This window comes from Leifsonia sp. L25 (assembly GCF_050632895.1).
Genome location: NZ_JBODRZ010000003.1, coordinates 2624335 through 2640736, shown reverse-complemented (window position 1 = coordinate 2640736; position 16402 = coordinate 2624335). Strand labels below are relative to the sequence as shown.

Below are 16402 nucleotides of genomic sequence, written 5' to 3'. Positions count from 1 at the left end.
CACCCGATAAATACTATCGTCCGCGCGGTGGGCGGTCAAATGAACGAGGGCGTGCTAGCGGCCTGTCCGCGCACAGCGAAAGGGCATCCGGGCGACAGCGGATACCGGCGCACGCGGAGGAGGGCGAAAGGGGTCTCCGGTCAGATTCCACATCTCAGGCCGGGATACGCTCCCTGCATGCGCAGCATTCAGGAGATCATCACCGAGACCATCGCGGTCAAGAACCGCATCATCGACGACGCGCGGCTGCTGACAGTCGGCGACGAGATCGCCGCGGCCATGGTGCGCTCGTACCGGGCCGGCGGACGGGCGTACTTCTGCGGCAACGGCGGGAGCGCCGCCGACGCCCAGCACTTCGCCGCGGAGCTGAGCGGCCACTTCATCTTCGACCGCCCGCCGCTCGCCGCCGAGGCACTGCACGGCAACGCCTCGCACCTGACCGCCGTGGCGAACGACTACGACTACGAGAGCGTGTTCGCCCGTGCCCTCGAAGGCTCCATCCGCGCCGGCGACGTGCTGGTGGCGATCAGCACCTCCGGCAACTCCGAGAGCATCGTGCGGGCCGCCAGGACGGCGAAGGAGAAAGGCGCCACCGTCGTCGCCTTCACCGGGGAGTCGGGAGGGGCGCTGCGCGAGTACGCCGACCTGCTGCTGAATGTACCCTCGTCCGATACCGGCCGCGTCCAGGAGTCGCACATCGTCTTCATCCACGCGATCTCGGAACGCGTCGAGCATGACCTCTTCGCGGCCGTCTGACGACTGGTGCCTCTTCCTCGACCGGGACGGAGTGATCAACCGCCGGATCGTGGGGGACTACGTGCGCACCGCACGGCAGTGGGAATACCTCCCGGGCGCCCTCCACGCCCTCCGGCTGCTCTCCGGCTGGGCGCCCCGGATCGTCATCGTCACCAACCAGCGCGGAGTCGGTCGAGGGCTGGTCTCACCCGACGACCTGGACCGCATCCACTCGCGGTTCCTCCACGACGTCTCGCTGGCCGGAGCGCGCGTCGACGCGATCCGCGTATGCCCGCATCTGGAGACCGATGGGTGCACCTGCCGCAAACCTCTCCCGGGGCTCGCCCTGTCCTGGCTCGCGGTGAATCGTGAGGTGAATCCGGCCCGCTCGATCATGGTCGGTGACTCCTTGTCCGACATGGAGATGGCGGAGAACCTCGCCGCCGTCACGGGCGGCTGCGCCCGGGTGCTGATCGATGATCGCTCCGACCCCGCTGCTGCCGGGATCGCCGCCGACCACCGCTTCCCCACCCTCCTCGACTACGCACTGGACGTGACGACGTGAACTCCACCCCGACCACCGTGCGCGGGCGCGCCCCGCTCCGCCTCGGACTCGCCGGAGGCGGCACGGATGTGTCGCCGTACTCCGACACCTACGGCGGCCGCATCCTGAACGCGACCATCGACAAATACGCGTACGCCTACGCGACGCTGATCGACTCGGGCGTGGAATTCCACTCCCCGACCGGCAGACGGCGGGCTACGCCGAGACCGACGACGTCGACGCGCTGCTCGACGGATTCGGACTCCACGTCGCCGCCTACAAGCGGATGATGGACGAGTTCAACGGGGGCGCGCGCCTGCCGGTGCGGCTCTCCACCCAGGTCGACGCGCCGCCGGGATCGGGGCTCGGCTCCTCGTCCACGCTCGTCGTCGCTCTCGTGACCGCGCTGGCCGAGCTCTTGCAGACGTCGCTGGGCCAGTACGAGATCGCGCGTCTCGCGTGGGAGATCGAGCGCGAGGACCTCGCGCTCGCGGGCGGCTGGCAGGACCAGTACGCGGCGACGTTCGGCGGATTCAACTACATGGAGTCACGTCCTGGCGGGCGGATCGTCGTCAACCCGCTGCGCGTGCGACGCGAGGTGATGACCGAGCTGGAGGCGTCCCTGCTCCTGTACTTCGGCGGGGTCTCGCGCAGCTCGGCCGCCGTCATCGTCGAGCAGCAACGGAACGTCGTGGCCGGCGACAACGGGGCGATCGAGGCGACGCATCTGCTGAAGGCGGAGGCCGAGGCGATGAAGGATCACCTGCTCATGGGCGACCTCCCCGCCCTCGCCACGACGATGCGCGGCACCTGGGAGGCCAAGAAGCGCCTCGCCTCGCAGATCAGCACCCCCGCCATCGAGAACGCGTACCGGATCGCCGACCGGCACGGCATGCTCGCCGGAAAAGTGTCGGGCGCCGGAGGCGGCGGTTTCATCCTGCTCCTCGTCGATCCCGCGCGGCGATTCGAGCTGGCCCGCAGCCTGGAGTCGGAGTGCGGCGGCCAGGTCATGACCTGCCACTTCACGAAGCACGGCGCCGAGAGCTGGCGCGCCCCGAGACCGGAGCGCCGATGATGCAGCTCGCGATCCTCGCGGGTGGTCTCGGCACCCGGCTGAGCGGGGCGATCCCGGCCGGCCTCCCCAAGCCCCTCGCCCCGGTCGCCGGGAGGCCCTTCCTGGATCACCTGCTCGACTGGGCGATCGAGCGCGGCGCCGACGACATCGTTCTGCTCTCCGGTCACGGGTCGCAGGCGATCAGAGACCAGGTCGGCCGGGATCACCGCGGCGTCCCGGTGCGCCACAGTGTGGAGGCCGTCCCCCTCGGCACCGGCGGCGCGCTCGTCAACGCACGGTCGCTGCTGGCGGAGGAGTTCGTGCTCGTCAACGGCGACACCTTCGTCGATGCCGACCTCGTCGCCCTGCGCGAGGGCCTCCACTCCTCCTCGGTCGTCATGGGCCTCGTCGAGGTGCCCGACACCGGGCGCTTCGGGCGCGTCGAGGTGATGGACGGCGTCGTGACGGGGTTCCTCGAGAAGGGTGCCGGAGGCCCGGGCCTCATCAACGCGGGCGTCTACGCCCTGCGCCGGTCGGTGGTCGACAGCCTGCCGCCGGGTGCGTCGTCCTTCGAGCGGGACTTCCTCGAGCCGCGACTCGCCGAGGTGTCGCCGGGCTACCTTCGCTGCGGCCCCACCTTCTTCGACATCGGCGTCCCGGCGGACTATCGGGCCGCGGACCGGCACTTCACGGAGGACAGAGCATGACGATCGCTCCGGAGCGCGCCACGCTCGGCGGCCTGCGTCTCGACCGCGCCGACCTGGACCAAGCCGTCCTCCGCATCCTCGACCTCGTCGCGAGCGGGGCCGGCGGGATCGTCGTGCCGTCCAACGTGGCGACCTCGCGTCACCTCCGAACGGTCGGCTTCCCGCGGCTCGAGCAGGAGGCTGCCTTCTGGCCCATCGACGGCGTGCCGCTCACCTGGCTGCTCCGAATCGCGGGGAAGGGCGCGTTCCCGCGCGTCGCGGGGACGGATCTGATGAACGCACTGATCGCCCATCCCGGCACCGACGACCTCCGGATCGCCATCATCGGCGCGGCGTCCGACGCGGCGGAGCGGTTCTACCGCGAAGCCGGTCACGCCAACGTCCGCGGAGGCGACCTCCCGATAGCCGAGGCCGGCAGCCCGCTGCTCGTCGACGCCGGCGACGCGTTCGCCACCGAGTTCCGTCCGCATATCGTCTTCACCTGCCTCGGCTTCCCGAAGCAGGAGCACCTGATGCTGGATCTTCACGAGCGCCATCCCGAGGTGGTCTTCATCGGCGCCGGCGCGGCTGCTCAGATCAACACCGGGCAGTTCCCCCGGGCGCCGCGGTTCATGCGCACGGTCGGGCTCGAGTGGGTGTGGCGGATGATGCAGGACCCGTCACGGCTGGTGAAGCGCTACCTGCTCCAGGACCTCCCCTGGCTGCTGGGAATGGTGCCCGTCGCGCTCCGCGAACGGTTCCGGCGCGACTGAGCCGGCCCGCTTCACGCCCCCGCCTGCGCCCCCGGCCCGCTGTCCGAGATCAGCGGGGTGAAGAGCGCGCCGCTGCCGTCGAACGTGAGGATGCCGTGGAAGTCGAAGCTCCACGGGTCGGTGTAGCCCTGGCCGGTCGCCCCGTCGGACTTGCGGGTCAGCGTGGCCTCCGCCGAGATGCTGCCCGTCGTGCTGTCGACCGTCCAGCCGCCCGTCGTCCACACCGGGTCGATCGTGACGTCCGGGCGGGTGTGGAGCTGCCAGCGCACGTCGCTGATGTCATCGGCGGCGCTGTCCGAGAAGGTGCCGAACGGGCAGTGGGCCGGCACCGCGTCGTGCGAGGCGACGCAGCCGTCCAGCCAGGTGTTGATCGCGGTGCGCGCCGCCGCCTGGCCGCCGTCGGAGAGCCGGGCGGTGAACACGGTGGGTGAGATGGCGCTGCCGGGCAGGGTGGAGGTGATCGCGCTCATCGGCACGTCGAAGTTCGCGCTCTTCGAGACGAGCTCCACCGGGTAGGTGCCGGGGAGCGCGCGGAGCGTGATGTCCGTCGCGAGCGGCATGTTCTGGGGCTTCACGCCGGCGACCGTGTACTGGATGCCCGCCGGGCCCTCCACCATGAGGTCGACCGTGTCGGGCTCCATTCGGCCGAGACGCCAGAACGGGAGCCAGGGCAGGCCGCCGGCCTTCTCCACCACGAACGAGCGATCATACGTACGATCACCCTGCGTGATCTGCGCCTGGACCGTCGTGGTGGCGCCGCGGGTGACCGGGGCCTGGACGGTGAACGAGCTGACGCGGTCGGTGATCTTCGCGTACGCGGCGTCGTTGAGCAGCACGTCCCCGCTGTTGGCACGGATTCCGGCCAGCTTCATCGCCGCCTCCGCGCGGCCGTGCTCGAGCTCGCCCAGGTACTGCGCGACCAGTGTGCGCGGGAGGTTCTGCAACGCGACGACCGCCGACAGCGAGACGGTGACCCCGGCGGCAGTGACCAGGAGCGTGACTGCGGCGATGAGGGCGACGATCCAGCGGCCCGCGCGCGAGCGGCGAGGGACGGCGGGTGCGGGAGCCGGAGCAGGTGCGGGTGCCAGAGCGGGTTCGGGTGCGGGTGCGGAGAGAGCGGCTTCGTCCGAGAGGGCAGGGGCTGGAGCGTCGGACATCGGAACCTCTCTGTCGGGTTCCCGCAGTGTATCGGCCAGGGGTGGACCGCCGCGTCCACCCGTTCGGGTCACCCCGGCGCGCTACTCGTCGTCCGGCCGCTCCCACGGCCAGCGCGGCCTCCCGCGCTGCCGGAAGCGGCCCACGAGGACGAGCTGGTAGAGCAGCATGATCAGGAAGGCCGAGGCGCCGACGGCGATGGAGTACAGGCTTCCGAGCTGCCCGGCCGCGAACAGCACGAAGTGCAGGACGTCGCCGGTCGCGAGCGAGCCCGCCACTCCCCGGCCAGGCAGTAGGCGAGGTAGCACGCCACACCCGCGCCGAGTGCGCTCAGCGGGGCGATGCGTTGCTGGTCGCCCGGCACGCGGATCCCGGTGAGGATCAGGAGGACGAGGAGCACGGCCACAGCTACGCCCGTCATCACCGGCCCGACCAGCGGCCCGGCGGACGGGTCCGGGATCACCTCGGTGTCCGTCCCGAGCGAGATCAGGCCGAACACCGCGACGAGGACGGCCAGGTAGAGGCCCGCGGCGAAGCAGGCGACGACGATGGCGTAGGAACGCTCCTCACGCATGGGAGCCCCCTCGGAAGCGGTTCGGAAGGTCGGTCAGTACCCCTGAGCGTACGCGTTGGCGGCCTGGTTCTGCGCGTCCGCGAGCTGCTGCTCGTAGTCCGCCTGCGCCTCGGCGTTGCGCGCCTTCAGCTTGCGTCCGCGCGCGGCGAGCCAGGCTCCCGTCCACACCGACATCTCCCGGGCGATGACGCCGGCGAGGACCGCGAACGGGTTGACCCAGACACGGCTGAGGATGAGCGCCTGCTCCTCGGCGTTGCGCGACAGGTAGTGCGCGTCCGAGAGCTCGGCGCCGATGTAGACGAGATAGACGAAGACCGCGACGAACAGGCCGCCGAGGATGTACGCCCACCAGCGCGCCCGGTTGATGATCTGGATGAGCACGACCATCCCGACGAAGAACGCCACGATCGGCGCCCAGCCGGAGAGCTGCGACGTGAAGTACTGGGTGAGCACCGGCAGGAACTCGCTGCTCGGCGTCAGCATCGCGCCGACGACGACGACGGCGACCGCCCACAGGACGGCGAACGCGACGGTGCCGACCAGGGCGATGAGGATGCCGATGCCGCGGTTGCTCTTGCGCTTGGGCGGCTCCGGACGCTGCAGGAAGATCGGCGCGACCGGCTGCGGCAGGTACGGCGGCGGGGCCTGCGCGGGCGCAACGGGCGCGGCGGTGGCCTCGCTCTGCGGTGCGGCGGGCGGCTGCTGCTGCGCGGTCGCCTGCTGCGCGATCGCCTGCTGTGCGGTCGCCTGCTGTGCGGCCTCCCCGCGATGATGACCGGCGTGGCGGACTGCGCCGGAGACGCGGTGTCCACGGTCGCGTCGCCCGCGGCGGTGGCGCCGGGCTCGCTGGAGGATCGCGCGACGGCCGCCGCGACGTCGTCGGGCGAAGAGGTCACGGGCTCCGGCTCGATCGCCGCAGTCGGCGGCGTGGAGGCGGGAGCGGCAGGCACCTCCGCAGCGTTCTCGTCGGCGGACCGGTTGAGGTGACCGCGCGCGGATACCGGCGCGGACGGCGGGGTCGTCATCTCCGGGTCCGTGTCGTGCGGTTCGCCGGCGGATGCCGGGGCGGCCTCGGCCTGCGGGGCGGCTTCTGCCTGCGGAGCAGGTTCGGCGGCGGCCGACTCGGCCGGGGCGGTCGCAGGCGGGGAAGCAGGTTCGATCGACCCCGCTTCGTCCCGCTTGTCGGCGGGTTCCGGTGTCGTGTCGCTCATGCTGGCACTCCTCGCTGCGCCCCCGGTGGGCACCCTGTCGATGTGGTGCCCACTGTAGCAACGGGGGACGGCGGGGCGAGGGAGGTGCGGCGGGAGGGCGGCTACTTGGAGGGAGCGGGGGTCGGCGTGGAGGTGGGCCGGCTCGGCGTCACGACGAAGATGAGGCCGGACACCGTCGTGGACTCAACGCCCGCACCGGGCTTGCCCGCGGTCCCGCCGGACGAAGCGGTGGAGGTGCTGATCCCGCTGACGAGGAACAGCCGCTCTCCGGTCTGGATGCCGTTCACGAAAGCGAGCGCCTGCGCGTACGTGCCCTTCACCGTGAGAGTGACCGCCAGCGACGAGAAGTTCACCGACGTGAGCTTGGAGCTCGTGACCGGAGGCATCCCCGCGACAGGCGTCGGAGCGGCCGTCGGAGTGGGCGCCGGCGTCGCTCCGGGTGACGGGGTCGCGGTCGGGGACGGAGTCGCGGCGCCCCCGGTCGGCGCGGGCGGCGAAACCGGCTCGTAGGGCTTCGCGTCCGCGACGGCGATTCCGGCGACGGTCACGCCTGCCGCCGAGCCGAGCGCGTCCACCTCGTCGACGAACGCGGGGATCGCCGAGTCGCTCGGCACCGAGGCGGAGAGGTCGCTCAGTTGGGCGTTGAGTGCGTCGATGTCGGCGTAGTCCTTCTTGAGCGAGGCGAGGGTCGCCTCCTGCTTGGCGTTGAGCGCCTGGACGTCCGCACGCTGCGACTCCGCGGTCGCCGCGGCTGCGAGCTGAGGGGCGATGCCAAGGAACCAGCCGAGGCCCAGAGCGACGACCATCAGCAGCACAGAGCCGACGATCCAGATCTTGTTCTTGTCCACGGTCACTTCCCCGCTTTCTGCGAGAAGCGGTTCGAGAACGCCTTCTCGTCGACATGCATGGTGATGGTCACGGTGTAGACGCCGTTCTGATCCAGGTTCACCGAACCCGGCAGGGCGTCGGCGTACCCCGGCAACGTCTTGAGTGCGAGGAGCCAGGACGGAACCGCAGGGAGCGACGGGCTCTGCGCCGTGAACACGATGGTCGCGACCCGGGGCCCCTGCAACGAGGCGCTCGACTGCGGGTACAGCTCGATGGGCGTCGAAGAGTCGACGTTGACGCCCGTGATCGTGACGTTCGGCGGCAGCGTCGCCTGAACCTTCTCCAGGTACGGCGTCCAGGCGATCTCCGTGGAGGCGCCGACCTCCTGGGCAGTCTTGATGAGGTCCACCTGGTCCTGCACGGTGCGGACCTTCGCATATGTCAGCTGCTGCTTGAGCAGCCCCTGTGTCGTGGCCTGCTCTGTGGCCAAGTCGTGCTGTGCGGTAGCTGCGGTCGAAGTCGCCCAGAGGATGCCGAGCACCACGACGGCGATGACGGCTACAACACCCAGTCCGAGTCTGCCTCGGAGCGCGGCGGCCTTGCGGTCGGCCATGACTTCGGGAGGAAGGAGGTGGACGCGCGGCTCGGCCCCGATCAGGATGCCGTCGTGCCGTGGGGCGCGCTCGGTCGAGGCAGCGGTTCCGGCCTTGTCCTTCGCCTTCTTCCTGCCCGCCCCGCGCGCGGGAGTCTCGGCTTCGGCCGCCTGTTCGACATCGCCCTTCGCCTCACGACCAGAACGCTTGCCGGCCCTGCGGCCCGTCTCCGGCTTCTCCGCTGTCTGAGTCATGCTGCGCTCCCCACCGCGAGTCCGAGTGCCGTGCTGATCGAGAGGCGGTCGCGGGCGAGCTCCCCGCCTGCGACCTTGGATGAGACCTTGACCGCTGCCAGCGCGTCGCCCACCGAGACCGGGAGCCCGGTGACCCGCGAGAGGTTCTCCGGAAGGCCGGTCAGATGCGAACCGCCCCCGCTCAGCACGATCTGGCCGATCGGCTGGTCGGGACGGGTGTTCGCGAAGAACGAGACGGTGTTGCGGAGGCTGTTCAGCAGCTCGCCAGTCGCCCGGTAGATGATCTCGACGGCCGGGTGGTCGGCGGGCTCCGGGTTCACGGCCAGCCCCAGCCGGCGTTTGGTCTCCTGCGCCTGAGCCAGGTCGATGCCGAGCCCGGACTGCAGGGCGCGGGACGCGTCCTCGCCGCCGGCCGGGATGATGCGGACGAACTGCGGCACTCCGTCCGCGGCCATCACGACGCTGGTGGTGTTGGCGCCGATGTCGATCAGGACCACACCGCCGCGGATGCCGGGCCGCGAGATGAGCACCCGGCTGACGGCGAACGGGATGAGGTCGACGTCCACGACGGTCAGTCCCGCGAGCTTCGCAGCCGACACCTTGTTCGCGACCGCCTCCTTCACCGCCGCGACGAGGAGCCCGCGGATGCCGGGCCCGTGGTCGGTGACCGCCTCGGCGATGGGGTAGAAGTCGAGCAGCGCATCGGCGACCGGGACCGGGAGCATCTCCTGCACCTGGAACGGCAGCGACTCGCGGATGTGTTTCAGGGGCGCCCGCGGCACGGTCAGCTCGCGAGCGAAGACCCGCTGGTTGCCCACGCCGAGCACCACCTTCTTGGAGGTGAAGCCGCCCGACTTCCAGAGGCGCTTCAGCGCCTCGGCGACGGTGTTCGGCTCGATCACCTCGCCGCGCTGGACCGCGCCCTCGGGCAGCGGCGTCTGGTGGTAACGCAGCACGGTCGGCCGGGGCTTGTCGGCGTCGGCGACTTCGACGGCGCGGATGACGTCGTTGCCGACATCCACTCCCACGATTCTGGAGGCCATCTTCATTCCCTTCTCACCGCGCCGGACTAGCCGAGCCCGATCAACGACAGATATCCGGCGGCGATCGCGCCGCCGGCGACGACACCGACCCAGGCGCCCGTCAGCATCCACGGGCCGAACGGGATGCCGCTGCGCCGGGTCGCCTTCCGCGCGAGCAGAAGCACGACGCTGAACAGTCCCCCCAGCACGAACGCGGCGAACGCGCCGACGACCAGCTCGCCCCAGCCCAGGAAGCCGAGGTAAAGGCCGAGCACGCCGGCGAGCTTGACGTCGCCGAAGCCCATCCCGCCGGGGTAGGCGAGGGCCAGCGCGAGATAGAGGAGGTACATCGCCGCCGCCCCGACCGCCGCGCGCCCGAGTGCGCCGATGTCGCCTGTCAGGATGGCCGCCGCTCCGAGGAGCAGCGCGCCCACGATGTACGCCGGCAGGACGATGCTGTTCGGCAGCCGGTGGACATCCAGGTCGATGAGGGCCAGCGCGATGCTGATCGCGCCGAGGTAGAGGAACGCGATGGTGACGAGCACCGATGCGAGAGTGTGGGCGTCCAGTGCGACGGGCGTGCCCCAGCGGGCGAGCGCCCAGACCGTGATCCCGGCGAAGACGAGTCCGGTCCCGAGCTCTACCAGCGGGTAGCGCGGCGAGATGGAGGCGCTGCAGTCGCGACAGCGGCCGCGCAGCACGAGCCAGGAGATCACCGGGATGTTGTCGTACCCGCGGATGCGCGCGCCGCACGAGCCGCACGCGCTCGGCGGCGCGACGATCGAGCGGCCGGCGGGGACGCGGAAGACGACCACGTTCAGGAACGAGCCGATGAGGGAGCCGAAAAGGCCGAGGACGACGATGGGCATGTCAACCTGCCAGATCACGGTTGGAGATCATGGCGCCGGGCTGGGCGCTGGTCAGGGGCGGGATCGGCGCGCCGGAACTGAGGTCGTAGCCCGCGATTCCCACCTGCGCGAAGGTGTACACCGGGTTGTTGATGACAGTGCTGTATGTGCCCGCGTAGAGCTGGCCGTTCCACGTCAGGTTGTTCTTGGAGACCAGCGCGCAGGGCGTGTAGAGCATCGCCTGCACGGCGTTCGTGGTGGAGATGACGTCGGACGCCGACAGGTTGTTCTTCGCGACGAAGTCGTCCTGGTGCGTCGGGTCGGTCAGCGGGGGCGTCTTGTTGCACGTGGGCTGGTGATCCGGCGTGTTGTCCGGCGTGATGAACCAGAGGCGGTGCACCGCAGAGCTGGACGAGGTGAATGAGAGCCCGTTCGTCCCGCTGAAGTTGAACTGGTTGGCGAAGATCACGACATCGCTGGTGAGGGAGACGGTCGTGTTGTTGTTCGCGGTGGGGCCGCCGACGCAGCCGAGCATGTTGATGATCACCGGGCTGCCCGGCGCCGTGCCGCCGAGGTTGCCGTTCGTGAACGAGCACTGAGTCGACGTCGTCGCGGTCACCACCTGGAACGGGTTTCCGTTCGAGTCGCGCCAGTCGCTCGGGGTGTAGGTCACGTCGACCCATGGGGCCATCGGAGGCGCGACGCTGGTCTGGGTGTAGGTGCCGGTGACCGTCGACCCCGGCGGGTTCGGCGAGACCGAGGCAGCCGTGAGGTTGCCGACGATCTGGCCACTGCCCAGCGTGGCCGTGTTTTGGACCACGACGTTGCCGTTGACGGTGCAGGACCCTCCGAAGGTCAGGTTGCCGTTCGGGGATGCGCCGCCCACCGTCAGATTGCCGTTGAACACCGAGTTGTTCTTGTTGCAGACCAGGTTGCCGTTCTGGACGACGAGACCAGCGCTCTCGGAGAGGTCGAAGCCCGAGTTGGCCTCGACCTGGCCGCCGCCATAGAGATCGATGGATGTTCCGGACGGTTTGACTCCGGGGACCAGCCAGTTGTAGATCGCCTCGACCTGACGGGAGTTGCCGGTCGTGTTGCCCGAGATACCCCATGCCTGGGGGCTACCCGTGGAGACGATCCGGACCCGGCTCGCGCTGGAGGTCGGACAACCCGCCTGCCAGCCCGAGCCCGCGTCGAACTGGACTGCCGCCGAGTAGGTCAGTGAGCCGGTCGAGGTGTACACACCAGGGGTCGGCTGCGCGGCGCAGTTGCCGCTGATGTAGAGCCCTGCGCGCGCCGCAGCGATCCCGGCATCGGCGGACGCGTGGGACTGCACGCCGGCTCGCGTCGACGAGCTGAATCCGTAAGCGGAGACGACGGACGACGCGATGAGCGTGGTGAGGATGATGCCGACGATCATCACGCCGAGGACCGCGATGAGCGCAGAGCCCCGGTCGGAGCCAAGGCGGGAGCGCACGAATCTCGAGATCAGTAGCATGCGGGGGTTCCAGACGATCCTGCACGGCTGACGGCCGTGCTGCTGATGGTGACGTTGCCGGCGCCCGTCGACTGGCCGTTGAAGCCGATCGTGAGCTGCGGGGTGGAGCCGCTGAAGATCCCGGTGCCGTTGGTCGGCGTGATGCCTGTTGCGAGAAGAGTCCATTGCGACAGGGTCGTGGAGGTCGGTGTCGTGATCGCGCTCGGCGACATCGTATAGCGGATACTCCCCCCATTCGCAGACGAGTAGTACCACGCGACGCAGACCCAGGTGAGGGTGGCGCCGCCCTGCGCGGTGCGCGCGACCAGCATCTGGTCCGTGCCTGTCGGGTTGGTGAGCAGGAAGTCTGAGGAGTTGCGGATTCCACGCTCGACCGATGCCGCGGCGAGCTGGGCGGACGTCGACGTTGCGGTCATCGAGTCGACCGTTTTGGAGGTCTGACTGAGGCTGCTGATCATCGCGCCGACGACCGCGAGCACGAGAACCAGGAGCATCGCGGCGATGACGAGTTCGACGAGGGTGAACCCGTCGTCGCGTCGCGGATCGGTCGGCTGCGTCATGTCAGGGGCCCGTTACGAAGACCAAGGTGTTCGCGGTCGCAAGGACCGCGTTGGTGTCGGTGCGGGTGACGCTCACCGAGACTTTCACGGTGATCGGGTATCCGGATGCCGGGCAGCTCGTGCCGATGGTGCGTACGGCCTTCAGCGGAACGTTGTGCGATGTCGTGGTGATGGTGCCGGCGACGACGGACGCGCAGGACGTGGCCCCCTGACCTGCTCGATCTGCTGGTTCGCGAGCTGAGTCGCGGTCGCGACGGTCGCGTTCTGGACCGAGAGGCGGAGGCCCTGCACGAGGATCGGGATGATGGCGACCGCGATCACGGCGAGGAGGAACATGGCGACGAGAACCTCGGCTATGCCGAAGCCGCCCTCGTCGGCGGCGGAGCGGGCCCCGAGGCCTCGCACGTTCTTGTTCATGTACCACCTCCCTTCGGGTCGGATCGGGTGGACGAGAACAGGGATGGGCCGGCAAGTGACTGCCGGCCCACCCGAGTGGCAGTGATTACGGGCAGGCCGGCCCAGCCGCTGCCGCGGTCGCATCCGTGATTTGGAACGACTTGCCCGAGGCACTGGTCCCAGAGATGCAGAAGGTCTGCGGGTTCGCAGTGGTGTTCGGCTTGTAGAGGACGGCGGTGGTGCCGGTCGTGTTGGCGACGGCAGCGACCGTGGCCGGTAGCACCCCGTTGTTCTGTGTCTGAGCCGCGACGACTGCGGTCTTGAAGTTGGTCAGGTCGGACTTGGTGGCGCTGTCCTGGGCGTTGGCCTGGATGCCCAGGTAAACCGGGATCGCGATCGCGGCAAGGATGCCGATGATGATCACGACCACGAGCAGCTCGATGAGGGTGAAGCCCTTCTCGTTCTCCTCGAGGAGCCCCTGGCGGCGGCGGTTCAGCTTGCCCATGATTCGGAAGTACATTGCAGTGTCCGTTCGGTCGGGAATGATGCGGGGTGGGCGGAGGAGGTGCCCCGCTCGCTGACGATGTTATGGGGCCGGAAACGGCCCCCAGAATCCCTTGAGTGGGGGGTTTAACGCCTGATCATGACCCCAAACCGAGGGGGCATTGCGGCGTGTCGATGGCGCGCCGCTAACGCACGTGACCCGTGCAGGGTACGGCTCGCGCGGAGCTACTTGATGAGGGTGGTGATCTGGAAGATCGGCATGTACAGCGCGATCACCATGCCACCGATCACGACGCCGAGGAAGGCGATCATGAGCGGCTCGATCATGGCCGTGAGCTGCTCGGTCGTGGACTGGACCTCCTCGTCGTAGAACTCCGCGATCTTCTCCAGCATGATCTCCAGCGAGCCGGAGTCCTCGCCCACGGCGATCATCTGGGTGACCATCGACGGGAAGACGGGATGGTCGAGCAGCGGGCGCGCGATGGACTCGCCCTGGCGGACGGACTCCGCCACGGCCAGCAGGGCGCGTTCGATGACCCAGTTGCCGCTGGTCTCACCGACGATGCGGATGGCCTGCAGGATGGGCACGCCGGCGCCGATCATGTTGGCGAAGTTCCGGCTGAAGCGCGCGATCGCGATCTTGGTGAGGAGCTTGCCGAAGACGGGCAGCTTGAGCTTGATCGGGTCGACGACGCGTCTGACCTTCTCCTCGTGCTTGTTCTTGGCCCACCACCACGCCGCGGCGATCCCGAGTACGAGCAGCAGGGGGCCGAGCCACACCATCGCGTGGGAGAGGATCACGAGGATCTCGGTCGGCAGCGGGAGCTGGCCGCCGAGACTCTTGAACATGTTGTCGAAGACCGGGACGATGAACAGCAGCATGCCGACGACGGAGAGCAGCGACATGATCAGCACGATCACCGGGTAGGTCAGCGCCGACTTGATCGTGCCGCGGAGCTTGACCTCCTTCTCGAAGTTCGTCGCGACCGAGTCGAGCGCGCCGTCCAGGAAGCCGCCGGTCTCGCCCGCGCGGACCATGTTGACCATCAGCGGCGGGAACACCACGTGATACTTCCGGAAGGCCTCGGACAGCGCCGTGCCGGCCTCCACCTGCTCGGTGACCTCGACCAGGATCTTCGCCAGCTTCTTGTTGTCGGTCTGCTCGGACAGCACGTTGAGCGCCTTGAGCAGCGACAGGCCGGCGCCGATCATCGTGCTCATCTGCCGGCTCATGATGGCCAGGTCCTTGAGCTTGACGCCGGAGCCGAAACTGAGGTTGATCTCCCGGTTCAGGCCTGCCGCGTCGGCCTCCGCGATGCTGACGGGCGAGAGGCCCATCGTGCGCAGGCGCGAAGCGACGGCGGACTCGCTGGAGGCGTCGACCCGGCCCTTGACGATCTTGCCGGTGGCATCGCGGCCGCGGTACGCGTACGCCGTCACGGTGGCCATCAGCGCACCACCCGGGAGTAGGAGTCGCCGTAATCCGGTCCGCTCGCGGCGAAGGCCCGGGCGGCATGATCGGTGGACGACTCGACGCGCTGGATGAGGCGCTTGAGGCCCTCGGTGTCATGCGCCTTCTCGTTCGCCGCCGCGTGGGTGATCGTGCCGCTGTTGACCAGGTCGGCGAGATGCTGGTCCATCGTGTGCATGCCCGAGCCGCGGCCCGCCTGCATCATCGAACCGATCTGGTACGTCTTGCCCTCGCGGATCAGGTTCGCGATGGCGGGGGTCATGATGAGCACCTCGGTGGCGACGGCGCGGCCCCGTCCGGAGGCCTTCTTGACCAGCGTCTGGCAGATGACGCCCTGGAGCGTCGCGGCGAGCTGTGCGCGCACCTGCTGCTGCTGGTGCGGCGGGAACACGTCGATGACGCGGTCGATGGTCTGCGGCGCGTCCTGGGTGTGCAGCGTCGCGAACACCAGGTGGCCGGTCTCGGCGGCGGTCAGCGCGACGGAGATGGTCTCCAGGTCGCGCAGCTCGCCGATCAGGATGACGTCGGGGTCCTGGCGGAGCACGTGCTTGAGGGCGTTGCCGAAGCTGTGCGTGTCGTGGCCGACCTCGCGCTGGTTCACGATCGACTTCTTGTGCACGTGCATGAACTCGATCGGGTCTTCGACCGTCACGATGTGGTCCGCCCGTGTGGAGTTGACGAGGTCGATGAGGGCGGCGAGGGTGGTCGACTTGCCCGAACCCGTCGGTCCGGTGACGAGGACGAGACCGCGCGGGAGCTGCGCGAGGTGCGACACGCTCTCGGGGACGCCGAGTTCGGCGAGGCCCTTGATCTCGGTCGGGATGAGACGGAACGCCGCCCCCACCGCGCCGCGCTGCTGGTACACGTTCACGCGGAAGCGGGAGTTGGCTGAGATGGTGAACGCGAAGTCCAGCTCCAGCTCGCGCTCGAAGGTGGCCTCCTGCCGCTCGTCGAGCAGGCTGAAGAGCGCCTCCCTGGTGCGCTCGTGGCCCCACGGCGCGGCGGCCCCGGCGGGGGTCAGCGAGCCGTCCACGCGGATCATCGGCGGCGAGCCGACAGTGACATGGAGGTCGGAGGCCCGGGCCGCGACGACGGCGCGCAGGGCCGCGACGAGCTCCTGGTCGGCGGCGGCGAGTGCCCCGCGCTCGGCCGGGGTCAGCGTGTGCAGGTCGTCGTCGGCTTCCTGGAGCACAGCCGCGGCCGGGGGCGGCGGGGCCGCGACCGTCTGCACCGGCGGCGTCGTCGGAGGGGCATAGGAGGCGACCGGCGCGGGAGCCGCGGGCGGCTCGTACGCGGGCGGCTCGTACGCGGGCGGGTCGTACGCGGGCGGGTCGTAGGTCGCGGCGGGAGGCTGGTGGGCCGGGATCGGCGGCTCGTACGCCGGCGGCTCATAGCCGCTGACCGGAGCGACGTACGCGGGCTGCTCCGGCACGGTCGGTGCGACCCCGTACGCCGTGGTCGGCGTGTACTCGTACGTCGGCGCGGGCTGCTGGTGCAGGGGCTCCGGGGTCGGCTGCGCGGGCTCCGGCGGCAGGAACGAACTCGGGAGCGGCTCCGCGAAGGCGTCGAACGCTCCGGACACCGGGCGCGCCCATCCGGGCGCCTCGAGCGGTGTCACGGGGATCTCGTAGATCGGGCGGCCCTCTGCCGCCTTCTCCACGCTCCAGCCGTCGTTCGTCGGGTCCGTTGCCATGTG

General features: G+C 69.6%; 20 protein-coding genes. 7 read left to right on the top strand and 13 right to left on the bottom strand.

What is annotated here, in order from left to right:
- Positions 1 to 177 precede the first annotated feature (177 nt).
- The 6 genes from ACRAWC_RS17250 to ACRAWC_RS17225 are packed head-to-tail and all read left to right on the top strand — an operon-like array spanning position 178 to position 3792.
- Positions 178 to 756 carry an SIS domain-containing protein gene (locus tag ACRAWC_RS17250; RefSeq protein ID WP_431348832.1) on the top strand — a complete coding sequence of 193 codons (579 nt, stop codon included), beginning with the start codon at positions 178 to 180 and terminating at the stop codon, positions 754 to 756.
- Complete coding sequence (locus ACRAWC_RS17245) at positions 734 to 1300, top strand: D-glycero-alpha-D-manno-heptose-1,7-bisphosphate 7-phosphatase (protein WP_431348831.1); 567 nt, start codon at positions 734 to 736, stop codon at positions 1298 to 1300. Before ACRAWC_RS17250 ends, ACRAWC_RS17245 begins: the two co-directional genes overlap by 23 nt.
- On the top strand, positions 1297 to 1569 hold the full coding sequence (locus ACRAWC_RS17240; protein ID WP_431348830.1) for a hypothetical protein: 273 nt from the start codon (positions 1297 to 1299) through the stop codon (positions 1567 to 1569). Before ACRAWC_RS17245 ends, ACRAWC_RS17240 begins: the two co-directional genes overlap by 4 nt.
- The gene (locus tag ACRAWC_RS17235) at positions 1569 to 2354 is read left to right on the top strand and encodes a hypothetical protein (protein ID WP_431348829.1); all 786 of its coding nucleotides are present in this window, start codon (positions 1569 to 1571) and stop codon (positions 2352 to 2354) included. Before ACRAWC_RS17240 ends, ACRAWC_RS17235 begins: the two co-directional genes overlap by 1 nt.
- On the top strand, positions 2351 to 3040 hold the full coding sequence (locus tag ACRAWC_RS17230) for a sugar phosphate nucleotidyltransferase (RefSeq protein WP_431348828.1): 690 nt from the start codon (positions 2351 to 2353) through the stop codon (positions 3038 to 3040). The genes ACRAWC_RS17235 and ACRAWC_RS17230 overlap by 4 nt, the downstream gene beginning before the upstream one ends.
- Positions 3037 to 3792, top strand: coding sequence for a WecB/TagA/CpsF family glycosyltransferase (locus ACRAWC_RS17225; RefSeq protein WP_431348827.1), 756 nt, complete (start codon positions 3037 to 3039; stop codon positions 3790 to 3792). The genes ACRAWC_RS17230 and ACRAWC_RS17225 overlap by 4 nt, the downstream gene beginning before the upstream one ends.
- Positions 3793 to 3803: 11 nt before the next feature.
- Here ACRAWC_RS17225 and ACRAWC_RS17220 read toward each other — a convergent pair whose 3' ends face one another.
- From ACRAWC_RS17220 to ACRAWC_RS17210, 3 genes are all read right to left on the bottom strand, one after another.
- Positions 3804 to 4949, bottom strand: coding sequence for a hypothetical protein (locus ACRAWC_RS17220; protein WP_431348826.1), 1146 nt, complete (start codon positions 4947 to 4949; stop codon positions 3804 to 3806).
- Between the two features lie 170 nt (positions 4950 to 5119).
- A complete protein-coding gene (locus ACRAWC_RS17215) occupies positions 5120 to 5521 on the bottom strand; it encodes a DUF6121 family protein (protein ID WP_431348825.1) in 402 nt (133 codons plus the stop codon).
- 33 nt (positions 5522 to 5554) lie between these two features.
- Positions 5555 to 6004 (bottom strand): hypothetical protein, encoded by a 450-nt coding sequence (locus ACRAWC_RS17210; protein WP_431348824.1) that lies wholly within the window; start codon positions 6002 to 6004, stop codon positions 5555 to 5557.
- 297 nt (positions 6005 to 6301) lie between these two features.
- On the opposite strand from ACRAWC_RS17210, the gene ACRAWC_RS17205 reads away from it, so the two are divergent.
- Positions 6302 to 6508, top strand: a complete 207-nt coding sequence (locus ACRAWC_RS17205; RefSeq protein ID WP_431348823.1) for a hypothetical protein — start codon at positions 6302 to 6304, stop codon at positions 6506 to 6508.
- A gap of 325 nt (positions 6509 to 6833) precedes the next feature.
- Here the strand turns inward: ACRAWC_RS17205 and ACRAWC_RS17200 are convergent, their stop codons facing one another.
- The 10 genes from ACRAWC_RS17200 to ACRAWC_RS17155 all read right to left on the bottom strand — a co-directional run bounded on the left by ACRAWC_RS17200 (position 6834) and on the right by ACRAWC_RS17155 (position 16399).
- On the bottom strand, positions 6834 to 7580 hold the full coding sequence (locus ACRAWC_RS17200; RefSeq protein WP_431348822.1) for a hypothetical protein: 747 nt from the start codon (positions 7578 to 7580) through the stop codon (positions 6834 to 6836).
- Between the two features lie 2 nt (positions 7581 to 7582).
- On the bottom strand, positions 7583 to 8407 hold the full coding sequence (locus ACRAWC_RS17195) for a hypothetical protein (protein WP_431348821.1): 825 nt from the start codon (positions 8405 to 8407) through the stop codon (positions 7583 to 7585).
- The gene (pilM, locus tag ACRAWC_RS17190; RefSeq protein WP_431348820.1) at positions 8404 to 9450 is read right to left on the bottom strand and encodes a type IV pilus assembly protein PilM; all 1047 of its coding nucleotides are present in this window, start codon (positions 9448 to 9450) and stop codon (positions 8404 to 8406) included. The genes ACRAWC_RS17195 and pilM overlap by 4 nt, the downstream gene beginning before the upstream one ends.
- A gap of 26 nt (positions 9451 to 9476) precedes the next feature.
- Positions 9477 to 10316 (bottom strand): prepilin peptidase, encoded by an 840-nt coding sequence (locus ACRAWC_RS17185; protein ID WP_431348819.1) that lies wholly within the window; start codon positions 10314 to 10316, stop codon positions 9477 to 9479.
- Positions 10300 to 11754, bottom strand: a complete 1455-nt coding sequence (locus tag ACRAWC_RS17180; protein WP_431348818.1) for a hypothetical protein — start codon at positions 11752 to 11754, stop codon at positions 10300 to 10302. Before ACRAWC_RS17180 ends, ACRAWC_RS17185 begins: the two co-directional genes overlap by 17 nt.
- Before the next feature lie 11 nt (positions 11755 to 11765).
- The gene (locus ACRAWC_RS17175; RefSeq protein ID WP_431348817.1) at positions 11766 to 12335 is read right to left on the bottom strand and encodes a prepilin-type N-terminal cleavage/methylation domain-containing protein; all 570 of its coding nucleotides are present in this window, start codon (positions 12333 to 12335) and stop codon (positions 11766 to 11768) included.
- A 141-nt stretch (positions 12336 to 12476) separates the two neighbouring features.
- Positions 12477 to 12752, bottom strand: a complete 276-nt coding sequence (locus tag ACRAWC_RS17170; protein WP_431348816.1) for a type IV pilus modification PilV family protein — start codon at positions 12750 to 12752, stop codon at positions 12477 to 12479.
- An 85-nt stretch (positions 12753 to 12837) separates the two neighbouring features.
- Positions 12838 to 13251, bottom strand: coding sequence for a type IV pilin protein (locus tag ACRAWC_RS17165; RefSeq protein WP_431348815.1), 414 nt, complete (start codon positions 13249 to 13251; stop codon positions 12838 to 12840).
- Positions 13252 to 13460: 209 nt separating this feature from the next.
- A complete protein-coding gene (locus ACRAWC_RS17160; RefSeq protein ID WP_431348814.1) occupies positions 13461 to 14684 on the bottom strand; it encodes a type II secretion system F family protein in 1224 nt (407 codons plus the stop codon).
- Positions 14684 to 16399, bottom strand: a complete 1716-nt coding sequence (locus tag ACRAWC_RS17155; protein ID WP_431348813.1) for a PilT/PilU family type 4a pilus ATPase — start codon at positions 16397 to 16399, stop codon at positions 14684 to 14686. The genes ACRAWC_RS17160 and ACRAWC_RS17155 overlap by 1 nt, the downstream gene beginning before the upstream one ends.
- Positions 16400 to 16402: the final 3 nt, after the last annotated feature.